Origin of the sequence: Aeromonas sp. 1HA1 (assembly GCF_029237385.1) — a bacterium.
GTDB lineage: Bacteria > Pseudomonadota > Gammaproteobacteria > Enterobacterales > Aeromonadaceae > Aeromonas > Aeromonas popoffii.
This window is the reverse complement of the sequence record NZ_JAACGC010000001.1, coordinates 37828-53913: the sequence shown is the minus strand read 5'-3', so window position 1 is coordinate 53913 and position 16086 is coordinate 37828. Positions and strand designations below refer to the sequence as shown.

At 58.5% G+C, this 16086-nt stretch carries 16 protein-coding genes and 1 pseudogene; 9 read left to right on the top strand and 8 right to left on the bottom strand.

Annotation, left to right across the window (positions count from 1 at the left end; all coding sequences use genetic code 11):
- The first annotated feature begins 125 nt into the window (after window positions 1-125).
- The 6 genes from thiC to thiH are packed head-to-tail and all read left to right on the top strand — an operon-like array spanning window position 126 to window position 6742.
- Window positions 126-2162: a phosphomethylpyrimidine synthase ThiC gene (gene thiC / locus GWQ22_RS00290; RefSeq protein ID WP_212512565.1), complete on the top strand. Its 2037-nt coding sequence runs from the start codon at window positions 126-128 to the stop codon at window positions 2160-2162.
- On the top strand, window positions 2159-3733 hold the full coding sequence (gene thiE / locus GWQ22_RS00285) for a thiamine phosphate synthase (RefSeq protein ID WP_275929139.1): 1575 nt from the start codon (window positions 2159-2161) through the stop codon (window positions 3731-3733). The genes thiC and thiE overlap by 4 nt, the downstream gene beginning before the upstream one ends.
- Window positions 3723-4499, top strand: coding sequence for a HesA/MoeB/ThiF family protein (locus GWQ22_RS00280; RefSeq protein ID WP_275929138.1), 777 nt, complete (start codon window positions 3723-3725; stop codon window positions 4497-4499). Before thiE ends, GWQ22_RS00280 begins: the two co-directional genes overlap by 11 nt.
- A complete protein-coding gene (thiS, locus tag GWQ22_RS00275; RefSeq protein ID WP_275929137.1) occupies window positions 4496-4708 on the top strand; it encodes a sulfur carrier protein ThiS in 213 nt (70 codons plus the stop codon). The genes GWQ22_RS00280 and thiS overlap by 4 nt, the downstream gene beginning before the upstream one ends.
- Window position 4709: 1 nt before the next feature.
- Window positions 4710-5477 (top strand): thiazole synthase, encoded by a 768-nt coding sequence (locus GWQ22_RS00270; protein WP_275929136.1) that lies wholly within the window; start codon window positions 4710-4712, stop codon window positions 5475-5477.
- Window positions 5474-6742 (top strand): 2-iminoacetate synthase ThiH, encoded by a 1269-nt coding sequence (gene thiH, locus GWQ22_RS00265; RefSeq protein ID WP_275929135.1) that lies wholly within the window; start codon window positions 5474-5476, stop codon window positions 6740-6742. Before GWQ22_RS00270 ends, thiH begins: the two co-directional genes overlap by 4 nt.
- Before the next feature lie 467 nt (window positions 6743-7209).
- On the opposite strand, the gene GWQ22_RS00260 is transcribed toward thiH, so the two are convergent.
- The 5 genes from GWQ22_RS00260 to GWQ22_RS00240 all read right to left on the bottom strand — a co-directional run bounded on the left by GWQ22_RS00260 (window position 7210) and on the right by GWQ22_RS00240 (window position 11020).
- A complete protein-coding gene (locus tag GWQ22_RS00260; RefSeq protein ID WP_131730209.1) occupies window positions 7210-8811 on the bottom strand; it encodes an anti-phage dCTP deaminase in 1602 nt (533 codons plus the stop codon).
- A gap of 53 nt (window positions 8812-8864) precedes the next feature.
- Complete coding sequence (locus GWQ22_RS00255) at window positions 8865-9056, bottom strand: hypothetical protein (protein ID WP_131730208.1); 192 nt, start codon at window positions 9054-9056, stop codon at window positions 8865-8867.
- A gap of 332 nt (window positions 9057-9388) precedes the next feature.
- Window positions 9389-9940, bottom strand: coding sequence for a GNAT family protein (locus tag GWQ22_RS00250; protein ID WP_275929134.1), 552 nt, complete (start codon window positions 9938-9940; stop codon window positions 9389-9391).
- On the bottom strand, window positions 9940-10356 hold the full coding sequence (locus GWQ22_RS00245) for a GNAT family N-acetyltransferase (protein ID WP_275929133.1): 417 nt from the start codon (window positions 10354-10356) through the stop codon (window positions 9940-9942). The genes GWQ22_RS00250 and GWQ22_RS00245 overlap by 1 nt, the downstream gene beginning before the upstream one ends.
- Window positions 10357-10384: 28 nt before the next feature.
- Window positions 10385-11020 carry a Vat family streptogramin A O-acetyltransferase gene (locus tag GWQ22_RS00240; protein ID WP_275929132.1) on the bottom strand — a complete coding sequence of 212 codons (636 nt, stop codon included), beginning with the start codon at window positions 11018-11020 and terminating at the stop codon, window positions 10385-10387.
- A 237-nt stretch (window positions 11021-11257) separates the two neighbouring features.
- Between GWQ22_RS00240 and GWQ22_RS00235 the strand changes: the two genes are divergently transcribed.
- Window positions 11258-11839 carry a penicillin-binding protein activator LpoB gene (locus GWQ22_RS00235; RefSeq protein WP_212512555.1) on the top strand — a complete coding sequence of 194 codons (582 nt, stop codon included), beginning with the start codon at window positions 11258-11260 and terminating at the stop codon, window positions 11837-11839.
- Window positions 11840-11906: 67 nt separating this feature from the next.
- On the opposite strand, the pseudogene GWQ22_RS00230 reads toward GWQ22_RS00235, so the two are convergent.
- Window positions 11907-12239: pseudogene (locus GWQ22_RS00230) on the bottom strand (GNAT family N-acetyltransferase).
- Between the two features lie 2 nt (window positions 12240-12241).
- A complete protein-coding gene (locus tag GWQ22_RS00225; RefSeq protein ID WP_042037900.1) occupies window positions 12242-12559 on the bottom strand; it encodes a hypothetical protein in 318 nt (105 codons plus the stop codon).
- Window positions 12560-13503: 944 nt separating this feature from the next.
- Between GWQ22_RS00225 and GWQ22_RS00220 the strand changes: the two genes are divergently transcribed.
- Window positions 13504-14520 carry an HAAAP family serine/threonine permease gene (locus tag GWQ22_RS00220; RefSeq protein ID WP_258224557.1) on the top strand — a complete coding sequence of 339 codons (1017 nt, stop codon included), beginning with the start codon at window positions 13504-13506 and terminating at the stop codon, window positions 14518-14520.
- A gap of 66 nt (window positions 14521-14586) precedes the next feature.
- Here the strand turns inward: GWQ22_RS00220 and GWQ22_RS00215 are convergent, their stop codons facing one another.
- Window positions 14587-15219, bottom strand: coding sequence for an exopolysaccharide biosynthesis protein (locus GWQ22_RS00215; RefSeq protein ID WP_275929131.1), 633 nt, complete (start codon window positions 15217-15219; stop codon window positions 14587-14589).
- A 242-nt stretch (window positions 15220-15461) separates the two neighbouring features.
- Between GWQ22_RS00215 and GWQ22_RS00210 the strand changes: the two genes are divergently transcribed.
- Window positions 15462-16085: an outer membrane beta-barrel protein gene (locus GWQ22_RS00210; protein WP_275929194.1), complete on the top strand. Its 624-nt coding sequence runs from the start codon at window positions 15462-15464 to the stop codon at window positions 16083-16085.
- The last annotated feature ends 1 nt before the right edge of the window (window position 16086 follow it).

Below are 16086 nucleotides of genomic sequence, written 5' to 3'. Positions count from 1 at the left end.
CAGCGGAGATCCATCCCGCGCGCACTCCCTCCTGACGTGAAGACCCCGCCGCAAGTTCATCACTTCTCCTCGAACTCCAGACAAGCAAACACCCATAACTTCAATCAGTTAATGAGAGTTTTGCTATGTCTACTTCCGTATCATCCGCCACTGAACAGGCCGTATCCGAGCAGGTTGTTTCCGAGCCGCGCAAGCCAGCCCCCAGTCGTCGCGAGCAGCGCGCCAGCGCCCAGCGCTTTATCGACAACCTCAAGGGGATGGCTCACCCCAACTCCCGCCGCATCTTTATCGAAGGTTCTCGCCCCGATATCCGGGTAGGGCTGCGTGAAATCGCCCTGGCCGACACCCTGGTCGGCGGCAGCAAAGAGCACCCGCAGTTCGAAGCCAATGAACCTGTCCCCGTCTATGACACCTCGGGTGCCTATGGCGATGAGCATGCCGTCATCGATGTGCGCCTCGGTCTGCCGCGCTTGCGACAAGGCTGGGTGCTGGAGCGGGGGGACACAGCAGCGCTCGATGATCTCAGCTCCGCATTCACTCAGGAGCGCCTGGCCGATGAGGGGCTGGATCACCTGCGTTTCGATAACTTGCCCAAGCCTCGCCGCGCCAAGCCCGGTCGCCGGGTGACCCAGCTGCACTATGCCCGTCAGGGGCTGGTCACCCCCGAGATGGAATTTATCGCCATCCGCGAGAACATGGGCCGCGAGCGGGTGCGATCCGAGCTGCTGCTGCGCCAGCATCCGGGTCAGGGTTTCGGCGCCCGCCTGCCCGAGAACATCACCCCCGAATTCGTGCGTGATGAAGTGGCGGCCGGCCGCGCCATCATCCCCAACAACATCAACCACCCGGAAACCGAGCCCATGATCATTGGCCGCAACTTCCTGGTGAAGATCAACGCCAACATAGGCAACTCGGCGGTCAGCTCCAGCATTGAAGAGGAGGTGGAGAAGCTGGTCTGGTCCACCCGCTGGGGCGCCGACACCGTCATGGATCTCTCCACCGGTCGCAACATCCACGAGACCCGCGAGTGGATCCTGCGCAACAGCCCGGTCCCCATCGGCACAGTGCCCATCTATCAGGCGCTGGAAAAAACCAACGGCATCGCCGAAGACCTCACCTGGGAGCTGTTTCGCGACACCTTGCTCGAACAGGCCGAACAGGGGGTGGACTACTTCACCATCCATGCCGGCGTCTTGTTGCGCTACGTGCCCATGACCGCCAAGCGCCTCACCGGCATCGTCTCGCGCGGTGGCAGCATCATGGCCAAGTGGTGCCTGTCGCACCATAAAGAGAATTTCCTCTACCAGCATTTTCGCGAGATTTGCGAGCTGTGTGCCGCCTATGACGTGGCCCTGTCGCTTGGGGACGGTCTGCGCCCCGGCTCTGTCTATGACGCCAACGACGAGGCCCAGTTCGCCGAGCTGCGCACCTTGGGCGAGCTGACCAAAATTGCCTGGGAGTACGACGTGCAGGTGATGATAGAGGGGCCGGGTCATGTGCCCATGCACATGATAGAGCGCAACATGACGGAGCAGCTTGAGCACTGTCACGAGGCACCTTTCTATACCCTGGGCCCGCTCACCACCGACATAGCCCCGGGTTACGATCACTTCACCTCCGGCATAGGCGCCGCCATGATCGGCTGGTATGGCTGCGCCATGCTCTGCTACGTCACCCCCAAGGAGCACTTGGGGCTGCCGAACAAGGAGGATGTGAAGCAGGGGCTGATCACCTACAAGATTGCCGCCCACGCTGCCGATCTGGCCAAGGGTCATCCGGGTGCCCAGATCCGCGACAACGCCATGTCGAAGGCGCGCTTTGAATTTCGCTGGGAGGATCAGTTCAATCTGGCGCTGGATCCGGAAACCGCCCGCGCCTATCACGACGAGACCCTGCCCCAGGAGTCCGGCAAGGTGGCGCACTTCTGCTCCATGTGTGGCCCCAAGTTCTGCTCCATGAAGATCACTCAGGACGTGCGCGACTACGCGGCCAGCCTGGAAGCGGTCGAGGTGACACTGGTGGGCATGGATGGCCAGCAGGAGCGGGTGGTGGCTGAAGTAGCGAGCGGCATGGCTCGCATGGCGGAAACCTTCAAGGAGACCGGCGGCGAGATCTACCATCAGGCGGCGGTGCTGAAACAGGCCGCAGGGGAGGAGGCGTGAGCAGCCGACCCATCGTCTGGACCATAGCCGGATCGGACTCAGGCGGCGGTGCCGGCATTCAGGCCGATCTGCACACGATGCACGACCTTGGCGTGCACGGCTGCTCTGTCATCACCGCCATTACCGCCCAGAACTCGGTGGCGGTGAAGATGGTCGACCCCGTGCTGATGCAGACCTTCACCGCCCAAATCGACGCCCTCGGCGTCGATTTGCCCCCAGCGGCCATCAAGATCGGCCTGTTGCCGACCCGGCTCCATGTGGAGGTGCTGGCACGCCGACTGGCAGCCATCGAAGCACCCTTCGTGGTCTACGACCCGGTGGCCATCGCCAGCACCGGCACCCCCATGGCCGAAGCCAACATGCTGGCGGCAGTGCGCGAACACTTGCTGCCACGCCTCGCGCTCATTACCCCCAATGGTCCCGAGCTGGAGGCGCTGGCCGGTATTCCTGCCAGCAGCCCCGCGCTGGTGCGGGCGGGGGCGGCGCGCCTGCGCGAACTGGGAGCCCGCGCCGTGCTGGTGAAGGGCGGGCATCTTGGGTGGAGTGGCGATCTCTGCCTCGATTATTACCAGGACGAGAGCCGTGAATTCTGGCTGGCGGCGCCGCGCCTCGACACCCGCCACGGCCACGGCACCGGTTGCTGTTATGCCAGCGCCATCGCCGCCGTGGTGGCGCAGGATTATCCGGTGGAGGACGCCATCACGTTGGCGCGCGCCTATTTGCAACAGGGGCTGGCTGCGGCGCAAGGGGTAGGGGCAGGCCCTGGCCCCATCGCTCATCTTGGCTGGCCGGGCGATCTTGCCCACTTCCCCCGTGCCGTGCTGGCGGGGTCGAACCTGGATCGCCGCTTTGGTCTCTATCCCGTCAGCGAGGCCCGCCTGCCCGAGGGCCCCTTTGCCGCGACCGAACATCAGCTGGGTCTCTATCCTGTGGTGGATTCGGTCAAGTGGCTCAGGCGCCTGCTGGGGCAGGGGGTCAAGACCATCCAGTTGCGGATCAAGAACCTGCCTGCCGCAGACGTGGCACCAGCCATTCGCGATGCTGTCGCGCTCGGTCGCCGTCATGGGGCGCGGCTCTTTATCAACGATTACTGGCAGCAGGCCATCGCCGCGGGTGCCTATGGCGTGCACCTGGGGCAGGAGGACATGGAGACGGCGGATCTCGCCGCCATTCAGGCGGCGGGGCTGCGTCTTGGCATCTCCACCCACGGCTACTTCGAGCTGATGCGGGCCCGCGAGCTGGCCCCCTCCTATCTCGCGCTGGGTCATATCTTCCCGACCAATACCAAGGCGATGCCTTCGCGCCCACAGGGGCTGGTGCGGCTGCACCGCTACCGGGCACTCATGTGCGACTGGCCGACGGTCGCCATCGGCGGCATCAGCGAGGATCGCGTGGCGGCGGTCAAGGCGAGCGGGGTGGGCAGCATTGCGCTGGTGTCGGCCATCACTGCCAGTGACGATTGGCAGGGAGCGACCAAACGGCTGCTCGATGCAGCGGGGGCGGGGGATGAGCCTTGCTCTGCGCTTATCCATCAGGCCATCACGCCGCAGGAGGCCGATCATGCTCTCTGATGCGGAGTACCTGCGCTACGGCAGACAACTGATGCTGAGTGAAATCGGCGAGGCGGGGCAGGCGAGGCTGAAAGAGGCATCCGTGCTGATCGTTGGCCTCGGCGGGCTTGGCTCGCCGCTGGCGCTCTATCTGGCCGGGGCCGGGGTGGGCACCTTGTGGCTCGCCGATGGCGATACGGTGGATTCCAGCAATCTGCCGCGCCAGATCCTGTTCGATGCGGATGCGGTCAATCACTCCAAGGCCGAGCTGGCCCGCGAGCGATTGGCGGCTCACAACCCCCATGTGGAGCTGATTGCCATCAATCAGCGGCTCGATGAGCAGAGCCTGCCAGCCTTCGTGGCTGAGGTAGATCTGGTGATCGACTGTTGCGACAACCTGGCCAGTCGCTACGCCATCAATGCCGCCTGCGTAGGGCAGGGCAAGCCGTGGATCTCCGCCGCCGCCGTCGGCTGGCAGGGGCAGCTGATGGTGAGAACCGCCCCCGAACATGCCTGCTATGCCTGCCTCTATCCGCTGGATACCCGCACCACAGAAAGCTGCCAGAGCAGCGGCGTCACCGGCCCCCTGGTGGGCGTGATGGGCGCCTTGCAGGCGCTGGAAGCCTTGCGTCTGCTGCTGGGCAAGCCCAGTCCGGTGGCGGGTACGCTGCGCCGTTTCGATGCCCTGACCCACGAGTGGCAGACCCTGGGGTTGCCTTCCGACCCCGCCTGCTCTGTGTGCGGCGGCGCCACTCCCTTTGCCAATTCCATGGAGGATGCGCAATGAAGATCCGATTGAACGATAGCGAGCTGGTGCTGACGACCAGCCCGGAGAGCCAGATCTGCGTGGCCGAGCTGCTGGCGGCCCGTGAGGTTGCCCCGCAGGGGGTGGCGGTGGCTCTTAACGGCGCCGTACTGCCCCGTCGCCGCTGGTCAGATACCCGACTCAATGACGGGGACGAGATCCACCTTTTCACTGCCATTGCCGGAGGCTGAGATGCTGACCATTGCCGACCATGAATTTTCGTCCCGCCTCTTTACCGGCACCGGCAAGTTTGCCCGCCCGGATCTGATGGCTGCCGCCATTGAAGCAAGTGGCTCCCGGCTGGTGACCATGGCCATCAAGCGGCTCGAACCCGGCAAGCGCCACGACGATATCCTCACTCCCCTGATCAAGCTCGGGGTCAAGTTGCTGCCCAACACCTCCGGCGCCAAGACAGCCGCCGAGGCGGTGTTTGCCGCCCATCTGGCCCGCGAGGCGCTGGGGACAAACTGGCTGAAGCTGGAGATCCACCCCGATCCCAAATACCTGCTGCCCGATCCCATCGAGACGCTCAAGGCGGCCGAGCAGCTGGTGAAAGAGGGCTTCGTGGTGCTGCCCTACTGCGGGGCCGATCCTGTGCTCTGCAAGCGGCTCGAAGAGGTGGGCTGCGCCGCAGTGATGCCGCTCGGCGCGCCGATTGGTTCCAATCAGGGGCTGGTGACCCGGGAGTTTCTCGCCATCATCATCGAACAGGCGCGGGTGCCTGTGGTGGTGGATGCGGGGATAGGGGCGCCGAGCCACGCCGCCGCTGCCTTTGAGCTGGGTGCCGACGCCGTGCTGGTCAACACTGCCATCGCCGTCAGCGGCGATCCGGTCGCCATGGGCCGCGCCTTCGCGCTGGCCTGTGAGGCCGGTCGCAGCGCCTATGAGGCGGGTCTCGGCGCGCGTGCTCTGCAAGCCAGCGCCTCCAGCCCGCTCACCGATTTTCTGGGGGCGCTATGAGCCAGGGCGTGGGGGAAAATGAGGCGTCTGTATGCTCCCCTCTCCCTTTGGGATCGGGTCTGGGGGTGAGGGCAGAGGCTGATCCGGCGCTGGCATGGGGCGAGCCCTGCGCACCTTCCCCTGCCAAGGGGGCGGCCGGGAGGGGGTTGGATTTTGCCGACCGCTGGCGCGAGCTTGATTGGGACGATATCGGCATGCAGATCCGCGCCAAGACGACCCGGGATGTCGAGCGGGCGCTGACCACTCCCCGCCGCACCCTGGCCGATTTTATGGCGCTGATCTCGCCCGCCGCCGAGGCGTACCTGCCGCAGCTGGCGGCAGAGGCCGAGCGCCTCACCCGCCAGCGTTTCGGCAATACCATCGGCTTCTATGTGCCGCTCTATCTGTCGAATCTGTGCGCCAACGACTGCTCCTACTGCGGCTTCTCCATGAGCAACCGTCTCAAGCGCAAGACGCTGGATGCAGAGGAAATTGAACGCGAATGTCTGGCCATCAAGGCGCGCGGTTTCGACAGTGTGCTGCTGGTGACCGGCGAGCACGAGAGCAAGGTAGGCATGGCCTATTTTTGTGAGCACCTGCCGCAGATCCGCCGCCATTTCAGCGCAGTGGCGATGGAGGTGCAGCCACTGTCGCAAGCCGATTACGCCGAGCTCAAAACCCTGGGATTGGATGCCGTCATGGTCTATCAGGAGACCTATCACGCCCCCAGTTACGCCCGCCATCATCTGCGCGGCAACAAGCAGGATATTGCGTGGCGGCTTGCCACCCCGGAGCGGCTCGGTCGCGCTGGCATCGACAAGATTGGGCTGGGGGCGCTGATCGGCCTGTCACCGGACTGGCGTGCCGACAGCTATTTTGTGGCCGAGCATCTGGCCTGGATGGAACGTCACCACTGGCAGAGCCGCTATTCGCTCTCCTTCCCGCGCCTGCGCCCCTGCACCGGCGGCCTGCAGCCCGAGGTGGTGATGTCGGACAGGCAGCTGGTGCAGCTCATCTGCGCCTGGCGCCTCTTCTCGCCAACCCTGGAGTTGTCGCTCTCAACCCGGGAATCCCCTGCGTTTCGCAACGGCGCCCTGCGCCTTGGCATCACCCAGATGTCGGCGGAGTCGCGCACCCAGCCGGGCGGCTATGCCGAGGGGGATGCGGAGGAGCTGGAGCAGTTTGCCATCCACGACGCTCGCCCGCTGGGTGAGGTAGCCGATGCCGTCAGGCAGGCTGGATTGCAGCCGGTGTTCAAGGACTGGGAGCCGTTTTTGGGCCGATAGGGGCGGCCACGCCCCCCTTTGTCGGTGGCATCCGGGCGTCCAGTCAGACTCCGTGCCTGTGGTGAGAGGCCCGGCTGCGCCGTGCAATCGTAGGGTCGATTAGCCGTCAGGCGTAATCGTCCGTTCCGAGGTATGGCGTTGGCGGCAGGAGCCGTTGTGTGGTGGCACGGCTTTGCCGTGCAGGACGCGAGGCCGCTGGCCTCGAAGGGGTTTCGCCCGCCCTTCGGGCTGGGGCGAGTGACTTTGGAAAGACCCAAAGTCACCAAAGGTCTTTTCCCCCGCCAATCCGACCGCTACGCGGTTGCCCTCGGGTCAGGTGCAAGGTCGGACGGACCGCCGCAGACGGCACATCCCTGTGCCAGCTGCGTCTGCGCCATCATCCCTGATGGCGCTCCTGACCTTGCCCCTTCCCCTCGGCGGATTGGAGGGGGAACAGTCTATGAAGACAGTGACCGCTCCCAACCTTATTATTCATTGGCCGGAACCAGCTGAACCTTCTTGCTGAAGTTTTCAAAAACTTTTGCTTCGTAGTCGATAAACGAATCTTTAAACTGATTGTCAGCATGGGAGCCATATCGCACACTTACTTTTATCACACTCCCATTATCGTTTTTTCTATCAGTTCTTGATAAAAATAAAGTGGTGTACCTACGTGGTGAAACGCCTTCAAATTGTTCGAAAATCACTTTGTTAGGTGATTTACTATTTGCATCACAAATTGCATCATCGTGAAGATCTAACGCAAGACTTTTCTCATATGGCTCTATATATATAGCTTTCTGTATCCCCGCCGCTACAATATGTCTAGCACAGTTATGACATGGGTATGTAGTCGTGTAGATTATTTTTTTCTTACTGTTCGCCCCATGTAAACGAGCAAGAGAAGTAATCGCATCCATCTCCGCATGAATAGCTCTAGAATATTCTATTAAAGCATTTATTGGGCTTTCGTTATATATGTTATCAACCAGCTTTTCTAGGTGTTCTTTGTTCGTATATTTTTTTATTACTTCCAAGTCTTCTGGTTTGTATATGCTATTTTGTTCTCCAAAGAATTTTTTTGTTATGCTGAAGATTTTTTTTCGCATTTTATCTTTATGGAAGTCATTGTAGCACTTGGCACCTTTATGTATACAACGGTAGTCTTGCTCACCATCCTCAGAGTTATATAATCCCCCCCCAAACTTTGGCACATCATTTCGACCTGTAACGATCATATTTCCATCTTCATCCAAGATGGCTGCACCTACTTGTCTTGAAAGACATGCTGATTGCATTGAAGCACTATATGCTGAAAACATTCCTTTCTCATCCATGGTGGGGGTTATTCCATTTACACCGTGAATGAGGTCAACATAACGTCCAATTTTCTTATCTAACTCAGCTACATGGCTTTGATTGTTTTTAATGAAAAAATCAGCATCTCTTATAGTTTTTTCTGTCTGTTGTCCATTTGGGTCGTCAAATTTTCTGTCACGATGGAATAACTCATCAATGTGTTTGGCTGGTATGCCTTCATCTCGTAAATTTCTTTTTCTCTCTGATTCAGTGCGAATGACACCAAAGAGGTAGAAGTTGTGTTGATAAATCAGTCTGAATAACTCAAGTTCACTTGGGTGTTTTAATTGATCAACTATATACGCGACTCGATCTGGTGTTGGAGATTCAAGTTTTTTGTCACGTTCACGATAAAATGATATTTTAGTGATTGCCGCTTCTGCCAATATATGAGAGTTATACTTTTCTCTAAGAGCATTTCCTAGATCTTGAAGCCCTTTATATCTATTGTAAGAGTCTGATTCAATGTCTTTTTCAAATATTGAATAGTCTGAAGGGAAGAATTCTTTCATCAGTTTGCTGATGTGAACATGACGGACAACGTAGTTATGTAAAGATAGCCTAGATTCAATACTGGTTCTAAGTGCATGGAGCCCTGAACCTATTGTACCGCAGAGACCAATGATAAGGTCATTAGATGTCCTAGCAGAGATTTCTTTTATTGAGTTGCTAGAGGTAGAGTCAGTTGGATGAGCTAAGTTTTGAGTTTTTTTTGCTCTTGAGACATTCATGGTGGCATCCTAATTGAGTAGAATACCACCAATATATATAGTGAAATTTAATTTTACCAGCCAAGATTTTTGGCCTTCTTCAAAATGCTCTCAAAAATTTCTATATCTAAGCTTGAACGGTGTTCTCCATTTTTTTCAAACTCAAATACTCTCCCAGCTGGTCTTGCAGCACCATTATAATTTTGAGACAAAGAAGTCTCTTTCTTCAGCTTCTCTTTATGAACCTTAAATTCAACAACTTTCATGATTTGGCTCCTAATCGGACGCGCCATTTTACTAGTTATTCTTTGAGCGTCAACACGTAGCATCCTTTCTAACTCGTTCCTCAACTGTAGTTGTCTGGTGCCCGTATGTCTATGATCTTTATCCCATTTTTGCCATTTATTAAGGAGAAATCAAAAAGATTAAAAGTTATTTAATATCATATAGTTAACGCTGAGCTGGTGAGCCATGCCTTTGTGCATCAGGGGTTGGATTGTGACACCACCACCGACTCGAATGAGTGTTGGTGGCGGGTTCTAGGGAGGTCTTAGGCCGTTACAATAGCTAGATAGACCTATATGAACGATATGGCTTTCTAAAGAACTGAATATGAGGGTGTAAGCGCATAAACATGCGCATCAAGAGGCTGGCCATGAAGAAAGATGCGATTCCTTGCCCGGCATTCAAAGGTTGCCCCGGCAGCGATGGCAACGGCTTCGCTGGCTGTGTTGCCAACGCCCATCACGATCTCCAGCCGAAATAGACCCAACTGCTGAAAGCCGAAATCACGCAGCAGAGCGACCGCCTGTCGGGCGATGCCGCAGCCTTGCCGAGATTGGCGCACCCAATAGCCGATATTGCCGTAACGATGATGGGGCAACAGCTGGTTGATGCCAGCACCACCCAAGAGCTGGCCGGTGGTTGCGCAAAAGAGGCCCATATCATAGGCACACCCGGCCTCACGATCCTTGTCACAGGTGGCAAACCATTCCAGCGCTCTGTCCCGATTGAATGAGGGAGTGCACCAGCTCATCCAGGTGCCAACCGTGTCGATGGATTCGTGCGCCGCGCGGACAAACTCATCGGCATCGCCCGGTTCGAACGGGCGGATCACGAGTCTGGCGTTGGCAAGGCGCTGGAATGTCATCACTTATCCTGCTTTTTCAGAAAGTAACTGATATGCCCCGGTGGCATATCGGGCAGCTGGCCAAAGATCTCGTAACCCTGCTTCTGGTAGAAGGGGAGGGCCTGAAAACTGGTGGTTTCCAGATGGTAGTGGGTGATGCCCTTGCTTTGGGCGTACTGCTCCATGGCGCCGAGCAGGCGGCCGCCCCAGCCATCGCGGCGGAGGCTTTCGTCGATCCAGAGCCAGTCGATGTGCAGCCAGCCCCACTTGATGTCGGCGATGATGCCGCCGTGTACCTTGCCCTCTTCATCCTTGATAAAGCTGGCGATCCGCTCGCGCAGATGAGTACCGGCGTGTCCCATGTTGTAGCCCGAGAGACCAATGCGCAGCGCATCGATCTCATCCTCTTGCGGTGCCTGGGGCGGGGTTAATTGCATCGTGCTTCCTGCTTGATGGTGGTTGTTTCTATCGGGTTACGGTTTCCAGCGCGGCTATCTCACCGCCGCTGATGAGCGGCAAATTCCGGCTGATCTGCTCTACCGGCCAGTCCCACCAGGCGATGGCATTGAGGCGCTCTATGGTGTCGTCGTCGAAGCGGTAGCGGATCACCTTGGCGGGGTTGCCGCCGACCACGGCGTAGGCGGGTACGTCGCCGGTGACCACTGAGCGGGCGGCGATAATGGCGCCATTGCCTACGTGCACACCCGGCATGATCAGGGCTTCGAAGCCTATCCAGACATCGTGGCCGATGACGGTATCACCCTTGTAGGGGAGACTGCCCGGGGCGGGGGCGGCACTCTCCCAGCCGTTGCCGAAGATAAAGAAGGGGTAGGTGGAGAAACCGGAGGTCTGGTGGTTGGCGCCGTTCATGATGAATTTGACCCCGCGGGCGATGGCGCAGAATTTGCCGATGATGAGCTTGTCGCCGATGAAGGGGAAGTGGTAGAGGACGTTGCGCTCGAAGCCCGCCGAATCCTCCGGGTCGTCGTAGTAGCTGTAGTCGCCCACCTCGATATTGGGCCCCTTGATGGTGTTCTTGATAAAGCACACCTGGGGGAAGCCGTTCATGGGGTGGGGATTGGCGGGGTCGGGTCCGTGCACTGTGCTCTCCTTTCGAATCTGTCAGCACACTACCGTAAAGGAATGTGATGAGGGCCTGCCACCTTTTTTTGGCGCATCACTGGCCGGGTGCGGGTTGGCCAGGCTCTGTCGTCCAGTGTCATCTGGTGTATCGACCCGGGGCGGTTTTGTCTCTAGCATGGAGCAGATGCGGGGCAAGGGCTCCGCCACGGGCTTTTGGCGAAGTCCGTTCTACGGACTTTTGGCGGAGAGAACACGATGAAGATGCGTCACCTGCTTATGCTGAGCGCCCTGCTGTTGGGCGGCTGTGCGGTCAATCCCTACGGCGGCACTCAGGCGCCTGTCAGTGAACCGGACCAGCCTGTGAGCCAGCCGGATAAACCGGTTACCAAGCCGGATACCGGGGCGCCCCTGCCCAAGCCGGTGGCCCCGACCGGGCTGGCACTGGCCATGGCGGATGCCTTCGTACAGGCTCCCGAGGTGCGGGAGCTGGTGAAGAGCGGTAATCCCGTGTTGCTGCTCACTCCGCCCCAGAACGGGACGGGTGAACCCTTCGATACCCGCCCCATGGCGGCGGCCATGAGCAAGCGGATCCAGTCCAAAAGCGGTTTTCGCTTCGTCGATCCCGGCCAGGTGGCTGCCATCACAGGCCAGCTTGAGTATCAACAGGGGAGAATGAATCCGGCTTCATTGGTGCGGCTCGGCCGCCAGACCGGGGCCGGTTACATGCTCTATGGGGATCTGGTGTCTGAGGGGAGTCGCTATCGACTCACCATGAGCCTGATGGAGTTGCGCAGTGGCGAGCTGCTCTGGAACGGCAGCCGTTCAGCCAGTCACTAAACATGACAAAGAGGGTTGATGGTCATTGCATTCAACCCTCTTGTTTCCATGCCCCTGGCTGCGCCTGTTACTGCTCCGTCTTGTTCTGAAAATAGCTGATATGCCCCGGCGGCCTATCCGGCAGCTGGCCAAAGACGGTGTAGCCCTGTTTCTGGTGGAAGGGCCGCGCCTGGAAACGGGTGGTTTCCAGATGGTAGTGGGTGATGCCCTCTATATGCAGCCAGCCCCATTTTATCTCGCCGAGAATACCGCCCTGCACCACGCCCTCTTTATCCCTGATAACGCTGGCGATCCGCTCACGGGCTAATGGGCCCGTGATGGTTTCGTTGAATTAATTCAGGCCGCTGCGCAGGGCGTCGAATTCTGTTGTGTCGGGTGGTTGAGGGGCGGTCAGCTGCATTGTCACACCTCTGGAAAATAGCAGGCGGCAATATCGACGGGCTGATCGGGGCAACCGGGCAGATAGAATTGCCAGCCGGCATCGGCGAAGGCGCGCAGCTCATTTTCGACAAATTTCAGGGCCAGGCTCAGGGCCTGCAGGGCATCGACGCCATAGATGAAGGTCTTGTCGCTCAGCCCCTCCAGCTTCACCTTGCAGCGCCAGTCGCCACTGGCGGATTTGGGGTCCCGCTCCGGCGCCTTGATTGCCATTTTCAGGGTCACTTGCTCGCCTTCGATGCTCACGGCCTCGAACTTGGCGGTCACTATGGTCTTCTTCATCTGGATATCCTTTCTCCGCTTGCCCACAATCCTGTTTCGCCAAGGCGATGAGCATGAAATGGTGAGTCTGGACAGACAACAAAAACAGACTCAGGAAGGTCAGCCTAATGGAACCAGCCAGCGGAGACAATGGCTGGACGGTGCGCAGTGTGAGCGGGATCGGTTTATCCGAACGCAGGACCCACTGTAGCCGGTCCTGACGGGGCGGGTGAGGGGGGGCGACAGAATAATGAAGGGGGCTGGCGGTATCTATATACGGCCATGTCGACTATTGGTGAGTGAGTCAATTAGCCGATATTATGACCAGCTGATTTCGCTGATATACCCGGCTGATAGTGCTAATATTATCGGTCTGATGACTGATTTTATTCATGTTATTGGAGCACGCCCAGCAGTGTTGTCTTATGTTATCAGCCGGGAACGAACTGGTCATATTGAGAACAAAATGATACATCTCATTGTCTTTTGAAACAACACCACTCAAACAACTATGAATTATTAACCTTGACCTTTATAGCGATTTCAACGATGGTAGCGTGACTTTTCCGCTTCATATTAGCTGTCTTATTGACCGCTGGCGGATTTGCTTTTTCTACAATCTGGTTGATATGAACTGACATATCACCTGCCTATTACACAGGCTAATAAAATAACAAATATGACAGACAAGTAAGGTGTATATCGCAATGAGTGTTGCTATTGCTGAAAAGAAGAATCCTGCTTCAAAGTTGAAATGGGAGAAAAGTGATTCGGTATGGACCATGGGCTTATATGCCACTGCAGTCGGTGCTGGTACACTCTTTCTCCCTATTACCGTAGGCAGTAATTCCCCCGTTATTCTGCTGTTTATATTATTGATGGCATTCCCGCTCTCTTATTATTCCCACCGAGCGCTGAGTCGCCTGGTATTATCCAGTTCCCATCGGGAAGGGGATATTACCCATGTGGTGGAGGAGCACTTCGGTGCCAGGGCGGGCAAGCTGCTGATGCTGGTCTATCTGATGGCCTTCTACCCCATCATTCTGGTCTACAGCATCTCCATCACCAATGCTATCGAGAGCTTCATGGCGCATCAGCTGGGGGGCGCCGTGCTGAGCCGTGGCTGGCTGGTGCTGGCGGTGATGCTGGGGCTGCATCTGATCCTGCTGACCGGCAAACAGGTGGTGGTGTCGGCCATCAGCCTGCTGGCGTTGCCAATGGTCGTCTTCTTGCTGGGCATCTCCGTTTTTCTGCTGCCCCAGTGGAGCCTCTCCTATTTCAGCGAGAGTCCGGCGGTGGAGTGGCGCGATCCCGCCTTCTGGAAATCCCTCTGGCTGATCGTGCCCGTGATGGTCTTCTCGTTCAGTCATGCCCCCATCATCTCTTCCTTTACTGCCGCCCAGAAGAAGCGCTGCCATGTGAGCGCCGACGTGCGCAGCAAGCGCATCATCAAGTGCAGTAGCCTGCTGATCTGCGGCAGCGTGCTGTTTTTTGTCATCAGCTGTGTAATGAGTCTGAGCCAGGCGGAAATGGCGTTGGCCCGCACCGACAATATTTCCGTGCTGTCGGCGCTGGCGAACAAGTTTTCCAATCCGCTGATCGCCTATGTGGGTCCGCTCATCGCCATTTTGGCCATGTCCAAATCCTTTCTCGGTACCTCCATGGGGGTGAGCGAGGGGACTGTGAGCATGGTGAGCGGCGCCTGTCAGGGGTTGGGGCTCTCCCTCCGGGAGGTCACCATAGCCCGTGTCTCATCCGTTATCCTGTTTGTCGTGACCGGGATCATCACCTATCTGAACCCCAATGTGCTGGACATCATTGAGAAGGTGAGCGGACCGCTGATCGCGGTGATCCTGTTCCTGCTGCCAGCCTACTCCATCTATCGCCTGCCAGCGCTCGCGCGCTATCGCGGGCCCAGCACACTGTTCGTGATGGTGGTGGGACTGCTGGCCATCTCGGCCCTCATCTACGATCTGCTCTGACGAGCCGAAGAGAGCGCAAAACAACAGGGGCGACCACTTGGTCGCCCCTTTTTCATGTCGGTGCCGTCAGCTCAGCAGGGTCGAGATGTTCTGCCCCGCCATCAGCAGACCGATGGCCAGTACGCTGAACCAGACCAGGGTCGCACTGACCAGCAGGTAGCCGCTGGCGACGAACAGGGCGTCCCGCTGCAACATGCCGATGGCCAGCAGCAATATGGCCCAGGCGGGCATGGCATTGGTGAAGGGGATGGCCCCCAGCGGCAGCATCAATAGCAGGGCCGCCAGCATGAGCAGCAGGCCGTTGCAGCGGTTGATGGGGCCGCTGCCGGTCAGCAGCAAGAGGCGCGGGCGAATGAAACGATCGACACGGGCCAGCAGGTTCGCGCCCTTGTGCAGGGTCGGCTTGAGCTGAGCGGCGGCGAAGCGACGCTCCATCAGGATAGCGGGCAGCCAGGGCACCCGGTTGAGGGTGATGCCGATGCCGATAAACAGGATCAGCAGGCCAAACGGGGTGCTGACGCCCGGGATGGAGACCGGCAGCAGGAAGGGCACAGTGAGCAGCACGCAAAACAGCAACATGCCCTGCTCACCCACCAGGGCCAGCATCTGGCGCAGGCTGATATGGCTCTCCTCGATGGCGGTCGCCCGCAGGGTGTCGGAGAGCTTGTGTTGCGGGTCTTTGAGTTGCGCGGCAACCATCCCCGGATGTCCTTATGGTGAGTTGAACCGGATCACCATGAGCCGGTTAGGTGCCAGCATACGGGGCAGAGGTTAATCCCGGATGAATAACGGCAGTGGCTATGTGCCACGTGGTGGCGGGATAGGATCGCGGCGGTGTGATCCTCCCTGAGAAAATGGGCTGATACAGGCTGGGTTTAGGATGGGGGTCAGGGGACTCTGATATGCTTGGTGGGCGCTGGTGCACAAGCAGAGGGACTGTGATGAAACGAGCAGGGATCATGATGATGGGGCTCTTGCTGCCGCTGGGGCAGGCCTGGAGCGCCGAGGCAGCCGCCAGCACCGGTTGGCAGATGACGCCGTTTTTCGGCTACAGCTCATCCATCGATTTCGAGAAGAGCGGCGATGTGGTGCAGCCGGTGCCGCTCTCGGCCTCGCTGGATTCATTGCAGGGGCAGAGCTCCGGCAACTGGGGCCTCTTTATCAGCAAGGAGGTGGACGACCCCGGAATGGTAGAGCTGCTCTACAGCCACCAATCCACCCGCCTCTCCCCGGATCAGCCGGATCGCCTGACGGTAGACATGTTGCATTTTGCCGGGGCGCTCATCTTGTCGGACAACCTGATGGCGCCCTACATAGGTGCCGGTATCGGGGTGACCCGTTTTGCCGCCTATGACAGCGAGGTGACGCCCTCCATGTCGCTGGCGCTCGGGGTGCTGCCACGCCTGACCGAGCATCTGGCGCTGCGGGCCGAGGTGCGCGGTTATGGCTCGCTGGTCAATGACAGCAACCAGTTTCTCTGCAACCCGGATAACTGTGTGTTCAAGGTGCGCGGCGAGCTGGTGACCCAATGGCAGGCCAATATCGGCCTGACTCTGAGGTTTTAAG

Excerpts from the sequence above, each read along its gene's own strand:
- thiC (WP_212512565.1), top strand. The coding sequence starts at position 126 with ATGTCTACTTCCGTATCATCCGCCACTGAACAGGCCGTATCCGAGCAG.
- GWQ22_RS00280 (WP_275929138.1), top strand. The coding sequence starts at position 3,723 with ATGCTCTCTGATGCGGAGTACCTGCGCTACGGCAGACAACTGATGCTG.
- thiS (WP_275929137.1), top strand. The coding sequence starts at position 4,496 with ATGAAGATCCGATTGAACGATAGCGAGCTGGTGCTGACGACCAGCCCG.
- GWQ22_RS00270 (WP_275929136.1), top strand. The coding sequence starts at position 4,710 with ATGCTGACCATTGCCGACCATGAATTTTCGTCCCGCCTCTTTACCGGC.
- thiH (WP_275929135.1), top strand. The coding sequence starts at position 5,474 with ATGAGCCAGGGCGTGGGGGAAAATGAGGCGTCTGTATGCTCCCCTCTC.
- GWQ22_RS00260 (WP_131730209.1), bottom strand. The coding sequence starts at position 8,811 with ATGAATGTCTCAAGAGCAAAAAAAACTCAAAACTTAGCTCATCCAACT.
- GWQ22_RS00255 (WP_131730208.1), bottom strand. The coding sequence starts at position 9,056 with ATGAAAGTTGTTGAATTTAAGGTTCATAAAGAGAAGCTGAAGAAAGAG.
- GWQ22_RS00250 (WP_275929134.1), bottom strand. The coding sequence starts at position 9,940 with ATGACATTCCAGCGCCTTGCCAACGCCAGACTCGTGATCCGCCCGTTC.
- GWQ22_RS00245 (WP_275929133.1), bottom strand. The coding sequence starts at position 10,356 with ATGCAATTAACCCCGCCCCAGGCACCGCAAGAGGATGAGATCGATGCG.
- GWQ22_RS00235 (WP_212512555.1), top strand. The coding sequence starts at position 11,258 with ATGAAGATGCGTCACCTGCTTATGCTGAGCGCCCTGCTGTTGGGCGGC.
- GWQ22_RS00225 (WP_042037900.1), bottom strand. The coding sequence starts at position 12,559 with ATGAAGAAGACCATAGTGACCGCCAAGTTCGAGGCCGTGAGCATCGAA.
- GWQ22_RS00215 (WP_275929131.1), bottom strand. The coding sequence starts at position 15,219 with ATGGTTGCCGCGCAACTCAAAGACCCGCAACACAAGCTCTCCGACACC.
- GWQ22_RS00210 (WP_275929194.1), top strand. The coding sequence starts at position 15,462 with ATGAAACGAGCAGGGATCATGATGATGGGGCTCTTGCTGCCGCTGGGG.